The sequence below is a fragment of the Bacillus sp. ms-22 genome (assembly GCF_009759805.1).
GTDB lineage: Bacteria > Bacillota > Bacilli > Bacillales > Bacillaceae > Bacillus > Bacillus xiamenensis.
Genome location: NZ_CP046653.1, coordinates 2,227,560 through 2,251,558, shown reverse-complemented (window position 1 = coordinate 2,251,558; position 23,999 = coordinate 2,227,560). Strand labels below are relative to the sequence as shown.

27 protein-coding genes and 1 pseudogene are annotated in these 23,999 nt (G+C 41.4%); all 28 read left to right on the top strand.

The window, feature by feature from the left end:
• Positions 1 to 13: 13 nt before the first annotated feature.
• The 28 genes and pseudogenes from hslU to GPA07_RS11600 all read left to right on the top strand — a co-directional run bounded on the left by hslU (position 14) and on the right by GPA07_RS11600 (position 23,999).
• On the top strand, positions 14 to 1,414 hold the full coding sequence (hslU, locus tag GPA07_RS11735; RefSeq protein ID WP_008354498.1) for an ATP-dependent protease ATPase subunit HslU: 1,401 nt from the start codon (positions 14 to 16) through the stop codon (positions 1,412 to 1,414).
• 34 nt (positions 1,415 to 1,448) lie between these two features.
• On the top strand, positions 1,449 to 2,228 hold the full coding sequence (gene codY / locus GPA07_RS11730; protein WP_008354497.1) for a GTP-sensing pleiotropic transcriptional regulator CodY: 780 nt from the start codon (positions 1,449 to 1,451) through the stop codon (positions 2,226 to 2,228).
• Positions 2,229 to 2,515: 287 nt separating this feature from the next.
• The gene (gene flgB, locus GPA07_RS11725; RefSeq protein WP_008354496.1) at positions 2,516 to 2,905 is read left to right on the top strand and encodes a flagellar basal body rod protein FlgB; all 390 of its coding nucleotides are present in this window, start codon (positions 2,516 to 2,518) and stop codon (positions 2,903 to 2,905) included.
• Positions 2,905 to 3,357, top strand: coding sequence for a flagellar basal body rod protein FlgC (gene flgC / locus GPA07_RS11720; RefSeq protein ID WP_008354495.1), 453 nt, complete (start codon positions 2,905 to 2,907; stop codon positions 3,355 to 3,357). The genes flgB and flgC overlap by 1 nt, the downstream gene beginning before the upstream one ends.
• Positions 3,358 to 3,368: 11 nt before the next feature.
• A complete protein-coding gene (fliE, locus tag GPA07_RS11715; protein ID WP_008354494.1) occupies positions 3,369 to 3,686 on the top strand; it encodes a flagellar hook-basal body complex protein FliE in 318 nt (105 codons plus the stop codon).
• Positions 3,687 to 3,736: 50 nt separating this feature from the next.
• Positions 3,737 to 5,332 (top strand): flagellar basal-body MS-ring/collar protein FliF, encoded by a 1,596-nt coding sequence (gene fliF, locus GPA07_RS11710; RefSeq protein WP_157292564.1) that lies wholly within the window; start codon positions 3,737 to 3,739, stop codon positions 5,330 to 5,332.
• 11 nt (positions 5,333 to 5,343) lie between these two features.
• A pseudogene (gene fliG, locus GPA07_RS11705) lies at positions 5,344 to 6,364 on the top strand (flagellar motor switch protein FliG).
• Positions 6,357 to 7,121 carry a flagellar assembly protein FliH gene (fliH, locus tag GPA07_RS11700; RefSeq protein WP_071167622.1) on the top strand — a complete coding sequence of 255 codons (765 nt, stop codon included), beginning with the start codon at positions 6,357 to 6,359 and terminating at the stop codon, positions 7,119 to 7,121. Before fliG ends, fliH begins: the two are co-directional and overlap by 8 nt.
• Positions 7,118 to 8,434 (top strand): flagellar protein export ATPase FliI, encoded by a 1,317-nt coding sequence (gene fliI / locus GPA07_RS11695; protein WP_008354490.1) that lies wholly within the window; start codon positions 7,118 to 7,120, stop codon positions 8,432 to 8,434. The genes fliH and fliI overlap by 4 nt, the downstream gene beginning before the upstream one ends.
• An 8-nt stretch (positions 8,435 to 8,442) precedes the next feature.
• Complete coding sequence (gene fliJ / locus GPA07_RS11690) at positions 8,443 to 8,886, top strand: flagellar export protein FliJ (RefSeq protein ID WP_034738132.1); 444 nt, start codon at positions 8,443 to 8,445, stop codon at positions 8,884 to 8,886.
• 12 nt (positions 8,887 to 8,898) lie between these two features.
• Positions 8,899 to 9,576: a MotE family protein gene (locus GPA07_RS11685; protein ID WP_157292563.1), complete on the top strand. Its 678-nt coding sequence runs from the start codon at positions 8,899 to 8,901 to the stop codon at positions 9,574 to 9,576.
• Positions 9,577 to 10,899, top strand: coding sequence for a flagellar hook-length control protein FliK (gene fliK, locus GPA07_RS11680; protein WP_008354487.1), 1,323 nt, complete (start codon positions 9,577 to 9,579; stop codon positions 10,897 to 10,899). It begins immediately after the preceding gene.
• A complete protein-coding gene (flgD, locus tag GPA07_RS11675) occupies positions 10,899 to 11,342 on the top strand; it encodes a flagellar hook assembly protein FlgD (protein ID WP_008354486.1) in 444 nt (147 codons plus the stop codon). Before fliK ends, flgD begins: the two co-directional genes overlap by 1 nt.
• 21 nt (positions 11,343 to 11,363) lie before the next feature.
• On the top strand, positions 11,364 to 12,155 hold the full coding sequence (flgG, locus tag GPA07_RS11670) for a flagellar basal body rod protein FlgG (protein ID WP_008354485.1): 792 nt from the start codon (positions 11,364 to 11,366) through the stop codon (positions 12,153 to 12,155).
• Between the two features lie 37 nt (positions 12,156 to 12,192).
• Positions 12,193 to 12,408: a swarming motility protein SwrD gene (locus tag GPA07_RS11665; protein ID WP_157293153.1), complete on the top strand. Its 216-nt coding sequence runs from the start codon at positions 12,193 to 12,195 to the stop codon at positions 12,406 to 12,408.
• The gene (gene fliL / locus GPA07_RS11660) at positions 12,405 to 12,833 is read left to right on the top strand and encodes a flagellar basal body-associated protein FliL (protein WP_071167620.1); all 429 of its coding nucleotides are present in this window, start codon (positions 12,405 to 12,407) and stop codon (positions 12,831 to 12,833) included. Before GPA07_RS11665 ends, fliL begins: the two co-directional genes overlap by 4 nt.
• Positions 12,834 to 12,865: 32 nt before the next feature.
• The gene (gene fliM, locus GPA07_RS11655; RefSeq protein WP_008354483.1) at positions 12,866 to 13,864 is read left to right on the top strand and encodes a flagellar motor switch protein FliM; all 999 of its coding nucleotides are present in this window, start codon (positions 12,866 to 12,868) and stop codon (positions 13,862 to 13,864) included.
• Entirely contained in the window at positions 13,854 to 14,975 is a 1,122-nt protein-coding gene (gene fliY / locus GPA07_RS11650) for a flagellar motor switch phosphatase FliY (protein WP_008354482.1), read from the top strand. Before fliM ends, fliY begins: the two co-directional genes overlap by 11 nt.
• A 27-nt stretch (positions 14,976 to 15,002) precedes the next feature.
• Complete coding sequence (locus GPA07_RS11645; protein WP_008354481.1) at positions 15,003 to 15,365, top strand: chemotaxis protein CheY; 363 nt, start codon at positions 15,003 to 15,005, stop codon at positions 15,363 to 15,365.
• An 18-nt stretch (positions 15,366 to 15,383) separates the two neighbouring features.
• Entirely contained in the window at positions 15,384 to 16,043 is a 660-nt protein-coding gene (fliZ, locus tag GPA07_RS11640) for a flagella biosynthesis regulatory protein FliZ (RefSeq protein WP_008354480.1), read from the top strand.
• Positions 16,036 to 16,701, top strand: coding sequence for a flagellar type III secretion system pore protein FliP (gene fliP / locus GPA07_RS11635; protein ID WP_008354479.1), 666 nt, complete (start codon positions 16,036 to 16,038; stop codon positions 16,699 to 16,701). Before fliZ ends, fliP begins: the two co-directional genes overlap by 8 nt.
• 16 nt (positions 16,702 to 16,717) lie before the next feature.
• Positions 16,718 to 16,987, top strand: a complete 270-nt coding sequence (fliQ, locus tag GPA07_RS11630; protein ID WP_003211206.1) for a flagellar biosynthesis protein FliQ — start codon at positions 16,718 to 16,720, stop codon at positions 16,985 to 16,987.
• Positions 16,988 to 16,993: 6 nt separating this feature from the next.
• Entirely contained in the window at positions 16,994 to 17,773 is a 780-nt protein-coding gene (gene fliR, locus GPA07_RS11625; RefSeq protein ID WP_008354478.1) for a flagellar biosynthetic protein FliR, read from the top strand.
• Positions 17,770 to 18,858: a flagellar biosynthesis protein FlhB gene (flhB, locus tag GPA07_RS11620; protein WP_071167618.1), complete on the top strand. Its 1,089-nt coding sequence runs from the start codon at positions 17,770 to 17,772 to the stop codon at positions 18,856 to 18,858. Before fliR ends, flhB begins: the two co-directional genes overlap by 4 nt.
• A 29-nt stretch (positions 18,859 to 18,887) precedes the next feature.
• Positions 18,888 to 20,921 carry a flagellar biosynthesis protein FlhA gene (gene flhA, locus GPA07_RS11615; RefSeq protein WP_008354476.1) on the top strand — a complete coding sequence of 678 codons (2,034 nt, stop codon included), beginning with the start codon at positions 18,888 to 18,890 and terminating at the stop codon, positions 20,919 to 20,921.
• Positions 20,921 to 22,027, top strand: a complete 1,107-nt coding sequence (gene flhF, locus GPA07_RS11610; protein WP_157292562.1) for a flagellar biosynthesis GTPase FlhF — start codon at positions 20,921 to 20,923, stop codon at positions 22,025 to 22,027. Before flhA ends, flhF begins: the two co-directional genes overlap by 1 nt.
• Positions 22,024 to 22,929, top strand: coding sequence for a MinD/ParA family protein (locus GPA07_RS11605; RefSeq protein WP_157292561.1), 906 nt, complete (start codon positions 22,024 to 22,026; stop codon positions 22,927 to 22,929). The genes flhF and GPA07_RS11605 overlap by 4 nt, the downstream gene beginning before the upstream one ends.
• Positions 22,926 to 23,999 (top strand): protein-glutamate methylesterase/protein-glutamine glutaminase, encoded by a 1,074-nt coding sequence (locus GPA07_RS11600; RefSeq protein ID WP_157292560.1) that lies wholly within the window; start codon positions 22,926 to 22,928, stop codon positions 23,997 to 23,999. Before GPA07_RS11605 ends, GPA07_RS11600 begins: the two co-directional genes overlap by 4 nt.

Genomic DNA, 23,999 nt, shown 5'->3' with positions numbered 1-23,999 from the left:
GGACATGAGACGTATGGAGAAAAAGCCGTTCACCCCAAGAGAAATAGTTGAAAAGCTGGATCAGTACATTATTGGTCAGCTTGATGCGAAAAAAGCAGTGGCGGTGGCTTTAAGAAACCGTTACAGAAGAAGTCTTTTACATGATAAGCTAAAGGATGAAGTCGTTCCTAAAAACATTTTAATGATCGGTCCGACAGGTGTAGGGAAAACAGAGATTGCCCGCAGAATTGCCCGGATTTCTGGTGCACCTTTTATTAAAGTGGAAGCGACGAAGTTTACTGAAGTTGGATATGTCGGCCGTGACGTAGAATCAATGGTCAGAGATTTAGTGGAGACAGCGATCAGACTTGTCAAAGAAGAAAAGATGAAAGATGTCCAAGAAGAAGCGGAAAAACAAGCAAACAAACGTCTTGTTCACCTGCTTGTTCCTGGGAAGAAAAAAAGCCAGTCTGTGAAAAATCCTTTTGAAATGCTGTTTGGCGGCTCTGATACAGATGACAGCGATCGAGATCACTCAAATGAAGAGGTAGAACTTGAATCGACAAGAAAACGTATGGCTCACCAGCTGGCTATGGGTGAACTTGAAGATCATTACGTTACGATTGAAGTCGAAGAGCAGCAGCCCTCCATGTTTGACATGCTTCAAGGCTCAGGTATGGAGCAAATGGGTATGAACATGCAGGATGCGCTCAGCAATCTCATGCCTAAAAAGAAAAAACGCAGAAAGCTGACTGTTAGAGAAGCGAGAAAGGCGTTAACTGCTGAGGAAGCGTCAAAACTGATTGATATGGATGAAGTCGGTCAGGAAGCTGTCCAAAAAGCAGAACAGCAAGGGATCATTTTTATTGATGAGATCGACAAAATTGCCAAAAGCGGCGGTGCATCATCTGCAGATGTTTCTCGTGAAGGGGTTCAACGTGATATTTTACCGATTGTAGAAGGTTCCACTGTGATGACAAAATATGGGGCTGTAAAAACAGATCATGTGCTATTTGTAGCAGCAGGCGCGTTCCATATGGCGAAACCATCAGATTTGATTCCAGAGCTGCAAGGGCGCTTCCCAATCCGTGTAGAATTAGATAAATTAAGTATAGAAGACTTTGTGAAAATCTTAACGGAACCAGATAATGCGTTATTAAAGCAATATAAAGCTTTACTTGAAACAGAAGGTATATCTCTTGAATTTTCTGACGATGCTATTCTTAAGATTGCTGAAGTGGCTTATCACGTCAATCAGGAGACGGATAACATCGGTGCAAGAAGGCTTCATACCATACTTGAGAAGCTGCTTGAAGAGCTTTCGTTTGAGGCGCCTGATATTACAATGGAAACGGTGACCATCACCCCTCAGTATGTAGAAGAGAAGCTAGGAAAGATTGCAAATAACAAAGACTTAAGTCAATTTATACTTTAACAAATGAATAAAGTAATCTAGGAGGATCATTATTATGGCGTTATTACAAAAAACAAGGATTATTAACTCGATGCTGCAAGATGCAGCGGGGAAACCAGTTAATTTTAAAGAAATGGCAGAAACACTTAGAGATGTCATTGATTCAAACATTTTCGTATTAAGCAGAAGAGGGAAGCTTCTTGGCTATTCCATCAACCAGCAGATCGAAAATGCACGTATGAAAAAAATGCTTGAAGACCGTCAGTTCCCTGAAGAATATACAAAAAGTCTATTCAATGTCCCTGAAACGTCTTCAAACCTTGACATCAACAGTGAGTATACAGCTTTCCCGATTGAGAACCGTGATTTATTCCAATCAGGTTTGACAACAATTGTTCCAATCATCGGAGGCGGAGATCGCTTAGGGACGTTAATCTTGTCTCGTTTGCAAGATAGATTTACAGATGATGATTTAATTCTTGCTGAATACGGCGCAACAGTTGTTGGAATGGAGATTCTTCGCGAGAAAGCAGAAGAAATTGAAGAAGAAGCAAGAAGTAAAGCGGTTGTCCAAATGGCGATCAGTTCTCTTTCCTATAGTGAGCTTGAAGCAATTGAGCACATCTTCGAAGAACTTGATGGAAACGAAGGACTGCTTGTGGCAAGTAAAATTGCTGACCGTGTAGGCATCACTCGTTCAGTCATCGTAAACGCCTTGCGTAAGTTAGAAAGTGCAGGCGTAATTGAATCTCGTTCTCTTGGAATGAAGGGCACGTACATCAAAGTGTTAAACAACAAATTTTTAATCGAACTTGAAAATTTAAAATCTCATTAATCAAAAACCCTTTTCAGCCGAAATAAATGCTGAGAAGGGTTTTTTTGAATGAAAAAAGAGGATTTTTTCAAAAAAAGACACTCTATTTCCCAAGAAAACCCTTACAATTATGTAGTGCTTTGAATCTAGGTCTTTTTACCTATTCATAAAATAGATATATATTACGAGTTTTTTTTACATCTACATCATAGACTTTAATCCTATTATTTCTTACAATGAACATATGGTTTTACAAATCTCGACATGATTAAATGGAATGAAATACATATGATTGGAGGTATATGGTTTTGGATATATTTTCTGGAACGATAAGCAACCTTGAGAATGCCTTGGGCAGAGCGAATGTTAAGCAAAAAGTCATAAGCAATAATATCGCGAATATAGACACACCGAACTACAAGTCGAAAAAAGTCGCATTCCATGACATGCTAAATGATGCGTCAAGCAGATTAGATGCTAATAAAACATACCAAGGTCACATTGATTTTTCTGAAACAGGGTCTAATTATTCAGTTGTCTCGAGTAACCGTACTTCTTATCAAGAAAACGGAAATAATGTCGATATTGATCAAGAGATGAGTGAACTCGCTAAAAACCAAATTCAGTATAATGCGCTAGTTGAAAGAATGAGCGGAAAATTCAATTCTCTTAAAACAGTTTTGACAGGAGGTAAATAATGTCGATTTTTTCAGGCGTTAACGCTTCGGCCTCAGCATTAACTGCACAGAGGCTCAGAATGGACGTTGTATCCTCAAACCTTGCAAATATGGATACAACAAGAGCGAAACAGGTTGATGGCAACTGGGAGCCTTATAGACGTAAGCTCGTCACATTACAGCCGTCAGGTGAATCATTTTCATCTATATTGAACTCAAGCATGAATTCGAGCGGCAAATTAGGAAACGGCGTCAAAGTAACAAAGGTTACAGAAGACGAAACTCCATTCAACCTTCAATATGATCCTACAAATCCCGATGCCAATGAAAATGGATATGTTCAAACACCAAATGTCGATCCATTAAAGGAAATGGTTGACCTCATCAGCAGCTCAAGGTCATACGAAGCAAACGTGACTGCGCTGAATGCGAATAAAAGCATGCTGATGAAAGCTTTAGAAATAGGAAAGTAAGGTGAAAAGAATTGGTTAACGCAATATCTCCTTTCCAGCTTCAAACCGCTCAGCAAGCAAGTGAATTGACGAATGCATCGCCATTGCAGGCGGCTGCACCAAAAAGTCAAACGAATTTCTCTGATGTGCTGAAGAATTCCATTGAGGCATTGAATCAATCACAGCTGAAATCAGACCAGTATACAAATGCTCTTGCACAAGGCAAAGATGTCAACCTCGATGAAGTCATGATTGCTGCACAGAAAGCAAATGTGACACTCACAGCTGCAACGGAGTTTCGAAATAAAGCAGTCGAAGCGTACCAAGAGATTATGAGAATGCAGATGTAGGAGGTGCTGGCGGACAAAAAATAGACTGAATGGAATGACCGGGGGTTAAGATGAATCGTACTTTAATGCAATTAAGAACAAAAACAGTTGAGTTTTGGCGAAATCGATCAAAATTACAAAAAATACTCATGATTGGCGGCGTAGCTGCCCTAGCAATCATTATTACGGTTGTTAGCATCTTTGCTTCTTCTGAAAAAATGGTTCCGCTCTTTAGAGATTTGTCTGAGGCAGAAGCAGGACAAATCAAACAGGAACTGGATGGCAAAAACGTTAAATCGGAACTTGCAAATAACGGAACGACGATTCTAGTTCCGGAAAAGCAAGCAGACTCTTTAAAAGTAACACTCGCATCAGAGGGACTTCCTAAGACAGGGAATATTGATTACTCCTTCTTTGCGAACAATTCCGGTTTCGGTTTAACAGATAATGAATTTGATGTTCTGAAAGTAGACGCAACTCAGACAGAACTATCCAATCTGATCAACACGATTGATGGGATTAAAGATTCAAAGGTTATGATTAACCTGCCGAAAGATTCCGTTTTTGTTGGAGAAGAGCAAAGTAATGCATCAGCATCAATTGTGTTGCAAATTCAGCCTGGCTACACGCTTACGCAGCAACAAGTAAAAGGCCTTTATCATCTTATTTCAAAAAGTGTGCCAAATTTAAAAACAGAAAACATTGTCATTATGGACCAAGATTCCAACTACTACGACTTAAACAGTAGCTCGGATTCCTATGCAAGTGGAATGGATGCACAGCAGCAGAAAAAAGAGGAAATTGAAAAGAACCTTCAAAGAAAAATTCAACAGCTGCTAGGAACCATGATGGGTCAAGATAAAGTTGCCGTATCGGTCACAACAGACATTGATTTCACTGAAGAAAAAAGAAAAGAAGACCTTGTCGAACCAGTTGATCAAGAAAACATGCAAGGGATCGCTGTCAGCGCTGAAAAGATTGCTGAAACCTATTCAGGAAGCGGCGCAGCAGCTGGAGGCACAGCTGGAACAGGTGACGATGATGTCACGAATTATCAAGGTACCGATGGAGAGAATGGCAGCGGAGATTACGAAAAGAGCGAAGATCGTATCAATTATGAAGTCAACCGCATCCATAAAGATATCAAAGAAAGTCCTTACAAAATTAGAGACGTTGGCATACAAGCATTGGTTGAACCACCAACTGCAAACGATCCGAACTCTTTAACTACTGAAAGGCAAGATGATATCAAAAAGATTCTTTCAACAATCATCAGCACATCAATTGATAAAGAATACACAAATGGTCAAGCGCTCACTCAAGCTGACTTAGATAACAAAATCGTGTTATCGGTATCAAAATTAGACGGTAAACAGCAAACGACGACAGAAGACCCTTCAAACAATATGCCGATTTGGGTTTATATTGTAGGCGGTGTGCTACTACTTGCAATTATCGCTCTCATTATTCTTCTCGTGCGTAAGCGCAGAAAAGAAGAGGAAGAAGAGTTTGAGCTTGATGAACGTACACCAATCCATGTTCCTGATATCGATACTGAGCCAGAAACAGAAGAAATGGTGAGAAAAAATCAGCTTGAAAAAATGGCAAAAGATAAACCAGAAGACTTTGCTAAATTGCTACGCAGCAGCTGGCTGTCCGAGGATTAGGAGGAATACACATGTCGAGAAAAGATTCAAATCGACTAACAGGCAGACAAAAAGCAGCAATCCTAATGATTTCCTTAGGGCTAGACGTGTCAGCATCTGTATACAAACATCTGTCTGAAGACGAAATAGATAGAAAAATTAACATTAGAAATTTCCAATGTACGCAGTGTAGATTCTGCTAAGAAAGATGAAATCATCGAAGAATTTCACAGCATTGCCATCGCCCAGGACTACATATCACAAGGTGGTCTTATGTATGCAAGACAAGTGCTTGAAAAAGCGCTTGGTGAGGACAAAGCGGACAGCATCTTAAATCGCTTAACATCCTCTCTTCAAGTGAAACCATTTGATTTTGCTAGAAAGGCTGACCCAGAGCAAATTTTAAACTTTATCCAACACGAGCATCCACAAACCATTGCGCTCATTCTTTCCTACTTAGACCCAGTGCAGGCTGGACAAATATTATCTGAGTTAGGCGAGGAAGTACAAACAGAGGTTGCACGTAGAATTGCTTTAATGGACCGCACATCTCCAGAGATCATCAATGAGGTGGAACGTATTCTTGAACAAAAGCTTTCTTCAACCTTTACGCAAGATTATACCCAAACGGGCGGAGTGGAAGCGGTTGTCGAAGTACTTAATGGTGTAGACCGCGCGACGGAGAAGACCATTTTAGACACACTTGAAATTCAAGATCCAGAGCTTGCCGATGAAATTAAGAAACGTATGTTTGTCTTTGAAGACATTGTCACCCTTGATAGCAGAGCCATCCAGCGCGTCATCAGAGATGTTGAAAATGATGACTTACTACTCGCGCTCAAAGTGGCAAGCGAAGAGGTCAAAGAAATTGTCTTCCGCAACATGTCTCAGCGGATGGTCGAAACGTTCAAAGAAGAAATGGAGTTTATGGGACCTGTCCGGCTTAGAGATGTCGAAGAAGCACAAACCCGTATTGTCAGCATCGTAAGACGTCTTGAAGAAGCTGGAGAAATTGTCATAGCTCGAGGCGGAGGAGACGATATCATTGTCTAGGATTATCAAACATGAAACATCTGTTATTCCTGAGCAAGGCCGTCAAACAATTCCTTTGCAGCAAGTGGAGTTTAAAAAAGAGCGCCACGAAGAAGAGCTTGTCAACGAAACAGAAGCATCCAAGCTTGTGCTAAGTGATGCACAAGATGAAGCAAGCCGTATTTTAGAACAAGCAAATAGTGAGCTAGAACAAACAATCGCCGAAATCAATCAGCGCCGAGCTGATTTTGAAGCAGAAAGAATGCAGCTCATTGAAGAAGCCAAACAAACAGGTTATCAAGATGGCTTCCAAAAGGGCGAAGCAGATGCGCATATGCAGTATCAATCAATTCTTCTTCAAGCAAATGACATTGTCAGCCTTGCAAAGCAGGACTATGAAGCAAAAATTGAAAGCTCTGCTGAAAAGATTGTCGAACTGGCCTTTGAACTTGCTAAACGAGTCTGGAATGCAGCTGAGGACACACAAGAACAATTTTTGACTCTTGTAAAACAGGTCATTTCAGAAGTAAAGGAATATGACGATATTTCCATCTATGTCGATCCTGAACATTACGAGCATGTGATGGAATATAAAGACGAATTGAATAGAATCCTTCAAAAGGATACACACCTTGCCATTTACTCGGATGAGAAAGCGCCAAAAGGTACTTGTTACGTAGAAACAAGTTTTGGAAAAGTGGAAGCGAGTGTTGATACACAAATGAATCAGTTGAAAGCAAAACTATTAGAAGTCATTGATTCAGGTGATCACAAATGAACATGGATGTGTTAAAAGAAACGATTGAAACCACCGATCCTTATAAACGTTTTGGTAAAGTCAATCGAGTTGTTGGACTGATGATCGAGTCCAAGGGACCAGAAAGCTCTATCGGAGATGTCTGTCTCATTCACAAAAAAGGGAGTAATCACCATCCGATAAAAGCAGAGGTCGTTGGTTTTAGAGATGAAAACATTCTGCTCATGCCTTATGTTGAGGCATCTAATATCTCACCAGGCAGTCTTGTTGAAGCAACGGGTAAGTCGTTAAAGGTTAAAGTAGGCACTGGGTTAATTGGTGAAGTCGTTGACGCCTTCGGTGATCCACTGGACGGCAGCATGCTTCCAAAAGGACTTGCACCTGTTTCAACAGATCAGTCTCCCCCAAACCCAATGGACAGGCCGCCTATTCGAGAAAAAATGGGTGTTGGTGTCAGAGTGATCGACAGTCTTCTCACAGTTGGCACTGGTCAAAGAATCGGGATATTTGCGGGAAGCGGTGTTGGAAAAAGTACCTTAATGGGTATGATCGCAAAGCAAACAGAAGCGGACCTCAATGTCATTGCACTTGTTGGTGAGCGTGGTCGTGAAGTTCGTGAGTTTATCGAAAAAGATTTAGGTGCTGAAGGACTGAAGCGCTCGATTGTTGTCGTTGCAACTTCTGATCAGCCCGCCCTTACGAGATTAAAGGCAGCCTATACTGCGACAGCCATTGCCGAATATTTCAGAGACAGAGGCAAAAATGTCATGTTTATGATGGATTCTGTCACGAGGGTCGCCATGGCACAACGCGAAATAGGACTTGCAACTGGCGAACCGCCAACGACAAAAGGATATACGCCTTCAGTGTTCGCTATACTGCCGAAATTGCTTGAACGAACTGGAACAAATCAACTTGGTTCCATCACAGCGTTTTACACAGTGCTTGTTGATGGTGATGACATGAATGAGCCGATCGCTGATACAGTCAGGGGGATTTTAGACGGTCACATTGTACTTGATCGTGCACTGGCCAACAAAGGACAATTTCCCGCTGTCAATATTCTGAAAAGTATCAGCCGTGTCATGAGTAATATCGCAAGTCATGATCACAAGGAAGCGGCCAATCGGTTCCGTCAGCTTTTATCCACTTATCAAAACGCTGAAGACCTCATTAACATTGGAGCATATAAAAAAGGCTCCTCTAAAGATATTGATGAGGCCATGCAGGCTTATCCGCAGCTCATTTCATTTTTGAAGCAGGATGTCGATGAGGCTGTATCTATCGAAGACAGTGTGAGAATATTGCTCAGTTTGATGAATAGAGAGGATTGACAAAAACAGTGAGATATCAATACAAATTTCAAAAACTTTTAGAATTGAAAGAAAGCGAAAAAGACAAATCCCTCGCAGCGTATCAACAATCTGTTTCGGCATTTGAGCAAGTCGCTGAAAAACTCTATGAAAATATGAGTAAAAAAGAGCTAATGGAAAAAAGCAAAGAAGAAAAGCTGAGAAGCGGGATGAGTGTCCAAGAAATGCGTCATTACCAGCAATTTGTGACAAACTTAGATAACACCATTCATCATTATCAGCAGCTTGTGATCATGAAACGTCATCAAATGAATGAAAAACAATCAGATTTAACTGAAAAGAATATTGAGTTTAAAAAGTTTGAAATAATGAAAGAAAAGCAATTTGAAAAGTTCTCCCTTGAACATAAGGCAATTGAAATGAAAGAAATGGATGATATCTCTATCAGCCAATTCATGTTTCAAGGACATTAGGAGTCGAGATGAATGCCTAAGAAGGAAAAAGCGAAGGAATCAAGCGGCGGTAAATTTCAATGGATCTTGTTTATTGTCATTATCCCATTGATTGTGCTTGTGATTGTAACAGGCACAATCCTTTATATGGCGGGTTATGATCTAAAGAAGCCGTTCCAAAACATTCCGGTGATTAGCAGCTTAGTTGGTTCAGATGACAGCTCAAAAACGTCATCTTCAAATAATGATCAACATGATGCAGAGTTGAAAGAGCTGAAAAAGACGATTAAAGAGCAAAAGAATGAACTCGAAATTGCACAAAAAGACTTGAAAACAAGTGATGAAGAGATTAAAAGATTGAATCAAAAAATCAACTCACTTGAAAAAACATCTGAGAATGATACAGATAGTACGTCAGCAACTGATAGTTCATCATCAAGCGATAATGCATCAGGGACATCCTCTGATACGTCGGGATCTTCTAATCAGCAGTCAAAAGGGAAGGTTGCCAGCATTTATGAAAGCATGGATGCAGGGAAATCCGCGAAAATTTTATCAGAGTTAAGTGATAAAGAGGCTTTGAACATTCTTGAAGAGCTTAGTAAAAATAAGCTGACGGACATATTAGCAAAACTGACACCTCAGAAGGCAGCAACGTTCACGAAAGAGCTTGCCAAAAAAGAAGAAAGTGAAAATGGGGGTGGACAATAAGTGAAGCTACTGGATATTGGAGCCTTGCAGCAATCTTCTCAAGGTCTCTCGGGATTAAAGGGAGAGGGTGCAGCATCTGCCCGCGGTTTGTTTAAACAATTGCTAAGTGGTGCAGGCGCCCAAAGCAGCCCGGTCAATTCTCAGTCAGCGGGAGCCTCTTTATCTATCAATGATGCGATGCAGATCATTGAAAAATGGATGCAATCACCTCAAGATGGGGTGGATGAAGATCTTCTCGAGGCACTTCAAGCGCTTCAAGGTCAAAAGCTAGATGAATCTGACCAAAAATCACTTGAAGAATTATTTCAAAAAATGGAATCAGCCATTTACGGTGATCAAGGAGATAAGTCAGCGGCAGAACATAGTGAACAGCTCATACAAGTCCACTTTTTCTTATATCAATTGCTAAACCAGCAACCGCCTAGTTTTGATACAAAACTTGTGCAGGATATTCAAGGGAAAGGTGAAGACTTTATCGATTTTCTATCGAAAAACGGGGCAGATGAGAAGCTCGTTCAGCAAGTGAAAGAGCAGTTCTTCTCGCAGGCATCAGCACCAAAGCTGAATTCTATGTCACAAAGTGAGCTAAAACACTTTAATCAGTTAATCGACCATATGATGGCGAATGCAAAAGGGTCAGATAAAGAGTGGAAAATTTCCTTAGGAGAGTTAAAAGAAATGGTTTCTCCAAGGCAAGAGTCTTCTCTCGCATCTCCAGCAAAAGGTGCTACATCACTTGAATGGCTTATAAAAAAAGAAGTCGTCAAGGGCCAAAGTACAGCTGCACCTAGTTCTGAAAAAATAATGACCCATACGCTTCTCTCAGGTCATAAGCAGTTTTTCCAACTGCAATCGTCTGCTCCTGTGCAGCAGGTGCAAACGTCTGATGAAAAGCCAGGAACGGTTGATCAGCAAATTTTAAACACTTGGAAGCAAATGAAGTTTACGCCATTTGGCAATTCAAGCGGACGGTTTACTGTTCGGTTAAATCCAGAAAATCTTGGGTTTATCACCATTCAACTAACGAAACAAAACGGTGTGTATGCGAGTAAAATTACAGCCTCGACGCAAGCAGCAAAAGAGCTGTTAGAGCATCATTTGCCGCAGCTCAAGCAGGCACTTCCGAATATGTCGGTTCAAGTGGACCGTTTCCATATACCGCTTCAATCAAGTGAGCAGCCGTTATTTGGACAGTTTAGTGAAGAAAACAAGCAGCAACAGTCAAAGGGACAAAATTTCCAGCAGCCTGATGAACAGGAAACGGAGTTCCAAGATGTACTGGACGCTCTTGTTGGATCAGAAGAAGAAGAGGAGGAGATCTAATGGCAACTGTTGATTCTACTAACAGAACAACCACACTAGCGGACACTTCTTCAACTACAACAAAGAAAACAGACACGCTCGGCCGAGATCAGTTCTTGAAAATATTGCTAACGCAGCTTCAAAACCAAGATCCGACAAACCCAATTGATGATCGTGAGTTTGTCACACAGCTTGCAACATTTTCTTCTTTAGAACAGCAAATGAATATGAACGAATCAATCACTCAGCTGAATCAGGTCATGTCTACATTTGTTGCACACCAAGATCCATTTACTACGTATGTAGGCTGGATTGGTAAAGAAGTAGCGGGCAAACAAGATGATCAAGATATTACGGGTATTGTAAAATCTGTCAAAAATATCGACAATGAATATTTCCTATATCTAGAAGATGGAACGAAAATCAGCCCATGGGACGTTACAACTGTTGGAGAAAAATCGTAAGCAAATCGAGGAGGAAAATAAATGTTACGCTCACTTTACTCAGGAATTAGCGGAATGAAAAACTTCCAAACAAAATTAGATATTGTAGCCAATAACGTGGCAAACGTGAATACACACGGTTATAAAAAGAGCCGTATTACGTTTAAAGATATGGTCAGTCAGACAATTGCAAGCTCTGGTGGACCGACAAATAACTCGGGTTCAACTAACTCAAAACAAGTTGGTTTAGGATCTTCTTTATCATCTATTGACAAGGTTATGTCAGTGGGTGCTTCTCAAAATACGGATCAACCGTATGATTTCTATATCAACGGTGATGGCTTCTTCCGTATCGAAAAACAAGGTGAAATTCTTTATACAAGAACAGGGAACTTCGGTCGGGATTCAGAAGGAAGCTTAGTAACCCCTGATGGAAACTACCTGCTTGGTATGGATGGACAAAAAATAACGATTCCAGATGGCATTTCAAGTGTGAGCGTTGGTTCAGATGGAACAATCTCAGTTGTTGAAAACAACGTATCTAGAAATGTTGGACAAGTATCACTCGCATCTTTCAGTAACGCAAGCGGACTAGACAAAGTTGGAGACAACCTTTACCGCCAAACGCTAAGCTCAGGTGCACCAAGTAATGCCATTGTACCTGGTGAACAAGGAACAGGTGTCATCCAAACAGGTAGACTTGAAATGTCAAACGTTGATTTAACAGACGAGTTTACAGAAATGATTATCGCACAGCGTGGATTCCAATCGAATGCAAAGACGATCACAACATCTGATGAAATTCTGCAAGAGCTTGTGAATCTGAAACGATAGGAGGTAGGGGGAGCGGGTGATCGCTTCTCTGCTTAATATGATTGAAGTGACAAGATTAAATGGCAAAGGATTTATGCTCAACGCTCTCCATATTGAACAAATCGAAAGCTTTCCAGACACGACCATTACACTCGCCAATGGAAAGAAATTCGTTGTGAAAGAAGATGAAGAGCAGCTTCAGGAGAAAATCATTTCTTTCTACAGAAGAATCCAAGTCATTTCATTGAATCAAGGAATAGAGGAATTTGAATGAAGAAGAAATTAGTCGTAGTAATGCTAATCATGATTATTGCCATCGTCGGAATTGGAGCAGGCGTCTATTTTCTGCTGAATGGGTCAGAAGAAGCAAAAGCAGAAAAAGAGCCAACAGCAGATGAAGTCGTAAAAGCTTCTGTTGAAATTCCTGAGATTGTGACCAATTTAAAATCTGAAGGAAATGCGGTCAAACTTGTGCTGAATATTGAAACAGATTCTGAAAAAGCCAAAGAAGAGCTTGAAAAAAGAAGCTTCCAAGTGAAAGATGCCGTGATCGACATTTTATCAGAGACGAATGCAGATGAACTTGATGGCAAAAAAGGCAGAGAACATTTTAAAATACAGGTCAAAAACAAAGTGAATAACTATTTGCAAGATGGCAAGGTGAAAGAAGTTTATATAACCTCCTTTAATCTGCAATAGAGGCGATTAATTGACACGATGGAGGTGAAGAAATGTCAGGAGAAGTGCTTTCCCAGAATGAGATCGACGCATTATTATCCGCCATATCAACAGGCGAAATGGATGCAGAAGAGCTGAAAAAAGAAGAAACGACGAAAAAAGTGAAAGTGTATGACTTTAAACGTGCACTGCGCTTTTCAAAAGACCAGATTCGAAGTTTAACAAGAATTCATGATAACTTCGCTAGACTGCTCACCACACACTTTTCAGCGCAGCTAAGATCATATATTCAAATTTCTGTCAGCTCGGTTGACCAAGTACCGTACGAAGAATTTATTCGTTCGATTCCTAATATGACATTATTAAACTTATTTTACGTCAGCCCGCTTGAAGGAAGAATCATGCTTGAAGTCAATCCAACGATTGGCTATGCCATGATGGATAGGCTGATGGGCGGGATTGGCATTAGTCATAATAAGACAGAATCACTTACAGAAATTGAAACAAAGATTATCTCAAACATGTTTGAGGGAGCTTTGGAAAACTACAGAGAAGCGTGGCAGTCCATAACCGACATCGAGCCAGAAATGGCAGATTTCGAGGTAAATCCCCAGTTTGTTCAAATGGTGTCACCAAACGAAACAGTTGTCGTCATTTCTCTTAATACACAAATTGGTGAGGTGAGCGGGGTTATTAACCTGTGTATCCCTCACGTAGTATTAGAGCCTATTATTCCGAAGCTGTCTGTACACTACTGGATGCAGTCTGAACGAAATGAACCGAAACAAGAAGAAACAAAGGCCATTGAAAAACGGATTATGACGGCAAAAATACCGGTAGTCGCAGAGCTTGGACAATCGGAAATGACGGTGGAAGAGTTTTTGAATTTGGAAATTGGTGATTGTATTGCCTTGGACAAACCAGTAAATGCGCCTCTTACTGTTATGGTCGGAAATAAACCGAAATTCTTGGGACAGGCCGGCCGCGTGAATCGGAAACAGGCGATTCAAATTCTAGATCACGACATAAGAGGTGAAGAAGATGGAGAATAACGGAAGTAAATTATCACAAGATGAAATCGATGCGCTCCTAAAAGGAGGCAGTAATGACGATATAGAGCCTGATACAGTCCTTTCTGCAATGGAACAAGATGCCATTGGAGAAATCGGAAATATTTCATTTGGTAGCTCTGCAACAGCACTTTCAACCCTATTAAATCAAAAAGTGGAGATTACAACTCCAACTGTCACAGTGATTCAAAAAAGCAAGCTGAATGAAGAGTTCCCTCATCCGTATGTCGCTATTGAAGTGAATTATACGGAAGGCTTTAGCGCAAGTAACCTGCTTGTCATCCAACAAACAGATGCGGCGGTCATTGCGGACTTAATGATGGGCGGAGATGGAACAAACGCTGATCCGTCGTTAAGTGAAATTCACTTAAGTGCAGTGCAAGAAGCGATGAACCAAATGATGGGTTCTGCAGCGACATCTATGTCAACAGTCTTTAATAAGAAAATTGATATTTCTCCGCCGCGCGTTGAGCTACTCGATGTGAAAGAAGGAGAAGGGACAGACCGAATTCCAGCTGAAGAATTGCTTGTCAAAGTGTCCTTTAGATTAACGATAGGTGAACTCATAGATTCAAATATTATGCAGCTTTACCCTATTACGTTTGCGAAGGATTTGATCGCAGAATTAACAGACCCAGCAGGGGAAGAGGCTGTTCAAGAAACGCCGCAAAGTACACCTGAACCTCAGCAGGCAGCTCCGCAAATACAATCTGCTCCAATGCAGCAATCGGCACCTCCGAAAAGACAGGCGAAGCCAAAGTCAGCAGAGCCTGTAAATGTGGCGCCAGTTGAATTTGAAGCATTCAGTGAGCCTCAGCATACAACAAGCCAGCTCGGTAATCTTGATATGCTGATGGATATTCCACTTTCCATTACGGTGGAGCTTGGAAGAACGCAGCGCAGCGTGAAAGAAGTGCTTGAGCTTTCTGCTGGAAGTATCATTGAGCTTGACAAACTTGCAGGTGAGCCAGTAGACATTCTGGTCAACAAACGAATCGTCGCCAAAGGAGAAGTTGTTGTCATTGATGAGAACTTTGGTGTACGTGTGACCGACATTTTAAGTCAGTCCGAAAGACTTTCTAATTTAAAATAAACAAACATATAGGGAGAGAATAAGTAAATGGCTACTAAGGTATTAATCGTAGATGATGCAGCATTCATGAGAATGATGATTAAGGATATTCTTGTAAAAAACGGATTTGATGTAGTAGGAGAAGCGGAAAATGGCTTACAAGCTGTTGAAAAATATAAAGAAACATCTCCTGATCTAGTCACAATGGATATCACCATGCCAGAAATGGACGGGATCACAGCATTAAAAGAAATTAAACAAATCGATGCTTCTGCAAAAATCATTATGTGCTCAGCGATGGGACAACAATCAATGGTTATTGATGCCATTCAAGCAGGTGCAAAAGACTTTATCGTGAAGCCATTCCAGGCAGACCGTGTACTTGAAGCAATTAATAAAACGTTAGGCTAAAAAAGGGTGTAAGACTTGTTGAAAAAACGTTTGATATGTATAGCAATGATCAGTTTTATGCTTTTCTTGACAGTGCAGCCTGCCTCACTGTTCGCTGAAACGAAAGATCCAGAAAACGGCACAGTGAGTGAATGGATCAAAGATAAGAAAGAAAGCACCAAGGATACAGAAGAGAAAACCACTGATAATCAAACGAATCCGGCAGAAGAAGTTCCCTCTTCTTCTGTCTCCATTATGGATTTTGTCAAGATGATTGGTGCCTTACTTTTTGTCATCCTGCTCATTTATGGGTTGGTGAGATTTGTTGGTAAACAAAACCGCTTACTCAAACCATTTCGATATGTTGAAAATATTGGCGGAACCACGGTTGGTCAAAACCGTTCGGTCCAGCTGATCAAAGTGGGCAAACGAGTATTAGTTGTCGGCGTAGCGGACTCAATCCAGCTGCTAAAAGAAATTGATGACGAACAAGAATGTGAAGCGATTGTGAAACAATACGAAGAAGCGATGGAAAGCAAGACAGATTTACCAAAGATGGTACAAAAATTGACATCGCAGGTGAAGAAACATGATCAGTCAGCCACTTCTTCTTTTTCAGCCAATTTAAAGGCGCAGTTAGCCGAATTGAAAAAGACCCAATCAGAAGTCAGAAAGAAAGGCCCGAAACAAAATGAATGAGTTTATCGATTTATTTAATTCCAGCGGTGCAGGGAATATCAGCACGTCTGTCCGTCTTCTTTTACTTTTAACCGTATTTTCGGTTGCACCAGGCATTCTCATTTTAATGACCTGTTTTACACGGATCGTGATTGTTCTTTCGTTCGTGAGAACATCACTTGCAACCAACTCAATGCCGCCAAACCAAGTGCTTGTTGGACTTGCTCTGTTTCTTACATTTTTTATCATGGCACCCACGTTCTCACAAATTAATAAAGAGGCACTCACGCCGCTTTTAAATGATGACATCACGTTAAACCAAGCGTATGAAAAGGCTGAAGTGCCAATTAAAGAGTTTATGAGTAAACATACGAGACAGAAAGATTTGGCTTTATTTCTTAGTTACGCAAAAATGGATACCCCTGAATCGATTAAAGATATTCCATTAACAGCGATGGTACCAGCTTTTGCTATTTCAGAATTAAAGACGGCATTTCAAATTGGTTTCATGATCTTTATTCCATTTTTAATTATTGACATGGTGGTCGCAAGTGTCCTGATGTCGATGGGGATGATGATGCTACCACCGGTTATGATATCGCTCCCTTTCAAAATATTGTTATTTGTTTTAGTCGATGGATGGTATTTGATTGTCAAATCTTTGCTGCAAAGCTTTTAGAGTAGGTGCTTAAAACATGAGTTCAGAATTTGTCATTACGATGGCTGAAAGATCAGTGTATGTTGTATTGCTTGTCAGCGGGCCGCTTCTAGCGCTCGCACTAATCGTGGGACTAATTGTCAGTGTGTTTCAGGCGACAACCCAAATCCAAGAACAGACGCTTGCGTTCATTCCTAAAATTGTTGCAGTGCTCATTGGCCTTGTTGTGTTTGGTCCGTGGATGCTTTCGACCATTGTGTCCTTTACGACAGAGCTATTCTCGAATTTAGATCGATTTGCAGGTTAAACAGCGATGTCAATCATAGAATTATTTCCTGCTTTTCTTCTCGTTTTCATTCGGATCACCGCTTTTTTTGTGACAGTACCGCTTTTAGCACATCGAACGATACCAGCAGTCCACAGAGTTGGTTTCTCTCTGTTTTTGGCTGTCATTAGTTTTAGCACGATTAAAGAGCCGCCAACACTCGACATCGACGGTCTTTATATGATGCTAGCGGTGAAAGAAGCAATGGTCGGACTTCTCCTTGGGCTGATTGCATATATCATGGTGTCCGCTGTTCAAATTGCCGGCTCATTCATTGATTTTCAAATGGGTTTTGCGATCGCCAATATTATTGATCCGCAAACAGGAGCGCAAACACCGCTGATGGGGCAGTTTTTTTATACAGTGACACTGCTGTTGATGCTGGCAACAAATGCACACCATTTGCTGCTTGATGGAATCTATTACAGCTTTCAATATATTCAAGTTGATCAGTATGCGCTGAACTTCGGCAGTGAATCCTTTGCTTACTTTATCGCAAAGAGCTTCAACCAAATGTTCATCATTGCCTTTCAAATCTCGGCACCTGTTGTCGCTAGTTTGTTTTTAGTCGATTTGGCATTAGGCATTGTGGCACGTACAGTTCCACAAATGAACGTATTTGTTGTTGGACTTCCTATTAAAATGGGTGTGAGTTTTATTATGATCATCATCTGTATGGGCGTCATCTTCGGGGTCGTCCAACATACATTTGAAACGATTGTGCTCACCATGAGGAATTTCTTAGCATTGGTCGGTGGTTCGTCATGATGACAAGACTTAGGCTAGACTTGCAGTTTTTCGCAGGTGAAAAAACAGAAAAAGCAACGCCGAAAAAAAGACGGGATTCACGTAAAAAAGGACAGGTTGCCAAAAGTACCGATGTCAATACAGCCATCTCATTTCTACTAATCTTTTTATCATTCTTTTTTATTGGGCCTTTTATGAAAGAGCGTATGATTGCGCTCATTGAACGTTTTTATTCAACAACCATGCTAATGAAAGTTAGCACATCTAATATTCACCAGCTATTCATGGAATTGCTTCAAGAGACAGCGCTCCTCCTCATGCCAATTCTTGGTGTCGGTATGCTGGCAGGGGTCATCAGTAACTATTTACAAGTCGGCTTTCTCTTTTCACCAGAAGTGATCAAACCGAAATTAGAAAAGCTTGATCCAATCAAAGGGTTTAAACGGATATACAGTATTCGAGCACTCGTAGAGCTATTAAAATCCATCTTGAAAATTGGATTTGTTGGCTTTGCGACATTCATCGCACTATGGATGCACTTTGACGAAATCCTTCGGCTCCCTCTATTAACGGCAGAGGAAACCCTCCATTTCGTTGCAAATATGACGCTGATTATGGGGTTATATGCTGCAGGTGCACTTCTCATCTTAGCAGGGCTCGATTACATGTATCAGAAATTTGATTATGAAAAAAACTTACGGATGTCCAAACAAGACATCAAAGATGAGTATAAAAAATCTGAGGGTGACCCGCTCATAAAATCAAAAATTAAACAGAGGCAGCGGGAAATGGCCATGAGACGGATGATGCAGGAAGTCCCAAAAGCGGACGTCATCATTACGAACCCGACCCACTACGCAATTGCCTTGAAATATGACGAAGAAAAGATGGACGCTCCTTTTGTTATCGCAAAGGGAACAGATATTTTGGCTTTGAAAATTAAAACCATTGCGAAAGAGCACGACGTCATGACAGTAGAAAACCGGCCCCTCGCCCGTGCACTCTATGATCAGGTGGAAATCGATCAAGCGGTGCCAGAAGAATACTTTAAGGCAATCGCAGAAATTTTGGCTTACGTATATAAAACGAAACAAAAGATTTTATGAATTTTTGGTTTTAAAAGGAGAGAACAGGCATGTCAGCAAGAGATTTATCTGTTTTATTCAGTGTTATTTTAATTGTGGCGATGCTGGTCATACCATTTCCGCCCATTCTATTAAGTATTTTAATCATTATTAATATTTCTCTTGCGCTTATCGTGCTTCTCACCACAATGAACATGCAAGAACCACTGCAATTTTCCATTTTTCCATCCTTGCTTTTGCTCTTAACGCTGTTTCGTTTAGGGCTTAACATCTCGACAACACGTTCAATCTTAGCAACTGGAGATGCTGGAAAGGTTGTAGAAACATTTGGTTCATTTGTTGTTGGAGGAAATATACTCGTTGGTCTCGTTGTTTTCCTTATCCTGATCATCATTCAGTTTATTGTTATCACAAAAGGGGCTGAGCGTGTATCAGAGGTTGCTGCAAGGTTCACACTTGATGCGATGCCAGGTAAACAAATGAGTATTGACGCAGATTTAAATGCAGGAATGCTGACAGAAAGTGAAGCAAGAAACCGTCGTGAAAAAGTAGCGAGAGAAGCAGACTTTTATGGTGCGATGGACGGGGCGAGTAAGTTCGTTAAAGGGGATGCCATCGCAGGTATCATCATCGTTATTATCAATATTATCTTTGGAATCATCATTGGGATGCTTCAGCAAGGCATGTCGATTCAAGAAGCAGCTTCCCACTTTACGTTGTTAACAGTAGGGGATGGAATTGTCTCTCAAATTCCTGCACTTCTCATTTCAACAGCGACAGGGATTGTCGTTACGAGAGCGGCTTCTAATGGAAACCTTGGTTCAGATATTACGAGTCAGCTCTTTGCCTTCCCGCCTATGCTTTACGTTACAGCAGGAACGATTTTCCTTCTTGGTTTGTTTACTCCGATCGGTGTACTTTTAACAGGACCAATCGCAGCTTTACTTGCACTCGGGGCTTACATGATGTCGAAAAATAAACAAGATCAAGAAGAAATTGAAGAAGTACTGGAGGAGCAGGCAGAGGTAGAAGAGATGAAAAGCCCAGAAAGCGTTATTCATCTCCTGCAAATGGATGCCATTGAGTTTGAATTTGGCTACGGTTTGATTCCGCTGGCTGATGCCAATCAGGGCGGCGATCTGTTAGATCGAATTGTCATGATCAGAAGGCAGCTTGCCCTTGAATTAGGGCTCGTCATTCCAGTTGTCCGAATTCGCGACAATATTGCGCTGAATCCAAATGAATACCGGCTGAAAATAAAAGGGAACGAAGTGGCAAAAGGTGAGCTGCTGCTTGATCATTACTTAGCAATGTCCCCAACGCCTGATGATGATCCGATTGAAGGAATTGAAACAATCGAACCATCCTTTGGCCTGCCGGCTAAATGGATATCAGAAGCAGAAAAAGATCAGGCTGAAATGCTTGGTTACACAGTTGTCGACCCAGCATCTGTTGTGTCTACTCATATCACAGAGAAGATTAGACAAAATACACATGAACTGCTTGGTCGCCAAGAAACGAAGCAATTAATCGATCATCTGAAAGAAAATTACCCTGTCTTAGTGGATGAGGTGACACCTAATCCGCTGGCAGTCGGCGATATCCAAAAGGTACTTGCAAAGCTTTTGAAAGAAAAGGTCTCCATTCGAAACCTTGTCACCATTTTTGAAACCCTTGCAGACTACGGAAAATTAACGACTGATACAGATTTGCTGACAGAGTATGTCAGACAGGCGCTGGCAAGACAGATTACCGCACAGTATGCAAGAGAAAATGAATCATTGAAAGTCGTGACATGCTCAGGCCGAGTTGAAAAGGTGATTGCTGACAGCGTTCAGCAAACGGAGCATGGGAACTACTTATCGTTAGATCCAGAATCCTCTGAAAGTGTGATTCAATCAGTGGCGAGAGAAATTGAACAGCTTTCGCTTCGTCAGGAAACGCCGGTTCTATTATGCTCACCTTCTATAAGAATGTACGTGAAGCAGTTGTTAGAAAGATATTTCCCAGATTTGCCGGTACTATCTTATAACGAACTAGAAGCAAATGTGGAAGTACAGAGCATCGGAGTGGTGGATATCTAATGAAAATGAAAAAAATCACAGCGAATTCTATGCAGGAGGCAACCCTTCAAATTAGGCAACAGCTTGGGAAAGATGCCGTCATTTTAAATTCGAAAACCGTTGTCAAACGAAAGCTGTTCGGTTTAAAGAAACAGCAAATGGTCGAAGTGATTGCGGTACTGGATCAAGATTTTGAAGAAAGAGCTGGTAAAGGATTACATCCAGCCGCTACTCCTATCCCGGTGTTACCGAAAAAGGAGCAGACTCAGCAGCTGGCACGAGAGCTGCCTGCTGCCGCTCAACCAATCAAAGCAGCTCAGCCTTTAGAATATGCAAGAAACGAGCGGCATGTTGGAATCTTACCTGATTCTCTGAAGAAGATGGATCAAAAGCTAAAGGATCAAGGTCTTGATGATGAGATCCGAGATGAATGTTTAAAGGGCCTTTTAGCAAAAGGTGCTGTTCAGGAAGATCAGGTTGAAAAAGAGCTTGAAAAACTGCTCACAGAGATGCTGCCGGCTCACCCCTCAGATGAGCCGATGATTCGTTCGAAATACATTGTGCTGTTTGGCTCAACCGGCGCCGGTAAAACGACAACCATTGCAAAACTGGCGGCTAAAACGGCCATTCAGCAGCAAAAGAAAGTCGCTTTTATCACAACGGATACGTACCGGATTGCCGCAATCGAACAGCTGAAAACATATGCTGAACTGCTGAATGCCCCGCTTGAAGTTTGTTATTCAAGAGAGGATTTTGTAGAAGCGCAGCAGACTTTTAAAGACTATGATCATATTTTCATAGATACAGCAGGCCGTAACTTTAAAGAAGAGGCGTATATCAAAGAGCTGACAGATATCATACCGTTTGACGAAAGCATACAAAGTTTTCTTGTCATGAGTGCGACATCAAAGTATCAGGACATGAAAGCCATGGTCAAACGTTTTGAGCACGTTCCGATCCAGCAATTTATTTTTACCAAAGTAGATGAAACAGACACGATGGGAACCATCTTTCAAATCATTGCAGAATCTCAAATTGGGCTCGGCTTTTTAACAAATGGTCAAAATGTGCCTGAGGATATTCTTGAGAGCTCTCCCCTTGATTTAACAAGGATGGTCTTACAATGATGAAGCCTGACCAAGCGGAAGGTTTAAGAAAACTTGTTCAGCAGAGTCAAATGATCATGCCGACTCCTCTTGGTGCAAACGGACAAGCGAAAACCATTGCAGTCATGAGCGGTAAAGGCGGGGTAGGTAAATCGAATTTGACGCTGAATATGGCACTGTCTATTGCAGGTACAGGGAAGCGAGTGCTCGTCATTGATCTTGATTTCGGCATGGGGAATATTGATATTTTACTAGGCAAAACGTCAACTAGCTCTATATTAGACGTTCTCGTCGGGAAAAAATCCTTACAAGCGGCTATGACAAAAGGAGCTGACAACCTTTATTACATTTCTGGCGGTAGTGGACTTGAACAGCTGTTTTCTTTAGATAAAGATCAATGGTCGTTCTTTTTAGAAGAGATGGAGAACATGATGCATGACTTTGATTGTATATTTTTTGATATGGGTGCAGGCTTGTCAAAAGATCAACTGCCTTTCGTTTTATCGGCAGGAGAAGTGGTGGTCGTGACGACGCCAGAACCAACATCCATCATGGATGCTTACAGTGCAATTAAGCATTTGGTCATTCATCAGTTTGAACAGTCTGTGCAAATCATTGTCAACCGGTGTAAAACCTCTTCAGAAGGACCTGAAACCTACCGGAAATTGGCTGGAGTGGTCACATCATTTCTACACAGAAAGCTTGTGTTCGCTGGTGCAGTGCCTGATGATCCTGCGGTTCCTAAAGCAGTAGCTGAACAAATTCCATTTTATATAAAGCAGCCTCATTCAAGGCTGAGTAAAACCATTAAAATGCTGGCAGAAACACTTTATCATCAGCAGATAAGAGAGGCACGGAGAGAGCAGCATACGTTTATAGATAAGTTGTCCTCTTTTTTTAAAAGGAGGAAGGTGGACTCATGATTAGAGTGCTTGTAGTAGATGACTCGGCCTTTATGCGAAAGCTCATTAGTGATTTCCTAAGTGCCGAGCAAGAAATTGAAGTCGTCGGAACGGCGCGTAATGGGGAAGATGCCTTAAAACGGATCAAGGAATTGAATCCAGATGTTGTCACACTCGATGTGGAAATGCCTGTTCTAAATGGAACAGAAGCATTAAAACAAATTCTGGCTGAACACGACCTTGCCGTCATTATGGTGTCAAGCCAGACGAAGCAAGGGAAGGATTTAACCATCCACTGCTTAGAGCTCGGTGCCTTTGACTTTGTGACAAAGCCTTCAGGAAGTATTTCGCTCGATTTACACAAGGTAAGAGGCCAAATTGTTGAGCGGGTACTTGCGGCTGGCCTGGCAAGGAAACGTCCTGAGAAACCAGTCACTCCGAAGCCGGTCATGAAGCCGCCAAGCCCGGTGGCGGCCCCCCGTCCGCAAGAAGGAAGAAGCGGCTCATTCCGAAAGATTATTTCAATCGGAACATCTACGGGAGGGCCAAGGGCGCTTCAACGAGTTGTCACGAAGCTACCAAAGGACATAGAGGCGCCAATTTTAATTGTGCAGCATATGCCGGCAGGATTTACGGCATCTCTTGCTGCTAGGTTAGATCATTTATCCCAAATTACGATTAAAGAAGCACAAGATGGAGACATCGCTAAAAACGGAGTGGCATACATAGCTCCTGGTGGAATGAATATGTCACTTCATGAACAAGGGGCGGCTTTAGTGATCAGGCTGTCCCAAGAAGACACTGACAGCCGTCACAAACCGTCTGTTAACTATTTATTTGAATCCATCAGCAACATAAAAGGTTACGAGAAAATTGCTGTCATTATGACAGGAATGGGTAGTGACGGTACAGAGGGTGTCAAAAAAATGGTCGCAAGCGGTCATACAAAAGTCATTGCAGAGAAAGAAGAATCATGTGTTGTTTTCGGAATGCCTAAATCAGTCATTAAAGCAGGTCTTGCACATGAAACAAGGCATGTGGATGACATCGCACATGCAATTATAAGCTCCATGAAAAAAGAGAGGGCGTGA

Bases quoted from the DNA above. Each gene is read 5' to 3' on its own strand.
- flgG (WP_008354485.1), top strand. From the start codon at position 11,364: ATGTTACGCTCACTTTACTCAGGAATTAGCGGAATGAAAAACTTCCAA.
- GPA07_RS11645 (WP_008354481.1), top strand. From the start codon at position 15,003: ATGGCTACTAAGGTATTAATCGTAGATGATGCAGCATTCATGAGAATG.
- GPA07_RS11665 (WP_157293153.1), top strand. From the start codon at position 12,193: ATGATTGAAGTGACAAGATTAAATGGCAAAGGATTTATGCTCAACGCT.
- GPA07_RS11685 (WP_157292563.1), top strand. From the start codon at position 8,899: ATGCCTAAGAAGGAAAAAGCGAAGGAATCAAGCGGCGGTAAATTTCAA.
- GPA07_RS11605 (WP_157292561.1), top strand. From the start codon at position 22,024: ATGATGAAGCCTGACCAAGCGGAAGGTTTAAGAAAACTTGTTCAGCAG.
- flhB (WP_071167618.1), top strand. From the start codon at position 17,770: ATGATGACAAGACTTAGGCTAGACTTGCAGTTTTTCGCAGGTGAAAAA.
- flgC (WP_008354495.1), top strand. From the start codon at position 2,905: ATGTCGATTTTTTCAGGCGTTAACGCTTCGGCCTCAGCATTAACTGCA.
- GPA07_RS11600 (WP_157292560.1), top strand. From the start codon at position 22,926: ATGATTAGAGTGCTTGTAGTAGATGACTCGGCCTTTATGCGAAAGCTC.
- fliY (WP_008354482.1), top strand. From the start codon at position 13,854: ATGGAGAATAACGGAAGTAAATTATCACAAGATGAAATCGATGCGCTC.
- hslU (WP_008354498.1), top strand. From the start codon at position 14: ATGGAGAAAAAGCCGTTCACCCCAAGAGAAATAGTTGAAAAGCTGGAT.
- flhF (WP_157292562.1), top strand. From the start codon at position 20,921: ATGAAAATGAAAAAAATCACAGCGAATTCTATGCAGGAGGCAACCCTT.
- codY (WP_008354497.1), top strand. From the start codon at position 1,449: ATGGCGTTATTACAAAAAACAAGGATTATTAACTCGATGCTGCAAGAT.
- fliF (WP_157292564.1), top strand. From the start codon at position 3,737: ATGAATCGTACTTTAATGCAATTAAGAACAAAAACAGTTGAGTTTTGG.
- flhA (WP_008354476.1), top strand. From the start codon at position 18,888: ATGTCAGCAAGAGATTTATCTGTTTTATTCAGTGTTATTTTAATTGTG.
- fliM (WP_008354483.1), top strand. From the start codon at position 12,866: ATGTCAGGAGAAGTGCTTTCCCAGAATGAGATCGACGCATTATTATCC.
- fliR (WP_008354478.1), top strand. From the start codon at position 16,994: ATGTCAATCATAGAATTATTTCCTGCTTTTCTTCTCGTTTTCATTCGG.
- fliQ (WP_003211206.1), top strand. From the start codon at position 16,718: ATGAGTTCAGAATTTGTCATTACGATGGCTGAAAGATCAGTGTATGTT.
- fliL (WP_071167620.1), top strand. From the start codon at position 12,405: ATGAAGAAGAAATTAGTCGTAGTAATGCTAATCATGATTATTGCCATC.
- flgD (WP_008354486.1), top strand. From the start codon at position 10,899: ATGGCAACTGTTGATTCTACTAACAGAACAACCACACTAGCGGACACT.
- fliP (WP_008354479.1), top strand. From the start codon at position 16,036: ATGAATGAGTTTATCGATTTATTTAATTCCAGCGGTGCAGGGAATATC.
- fliI (WP_008354490.1), top strand. From the start codon at position 7,118: ATGAACATGGATGTGTTAAAAGAAACGATTGAAACCACCGATCCTTAT.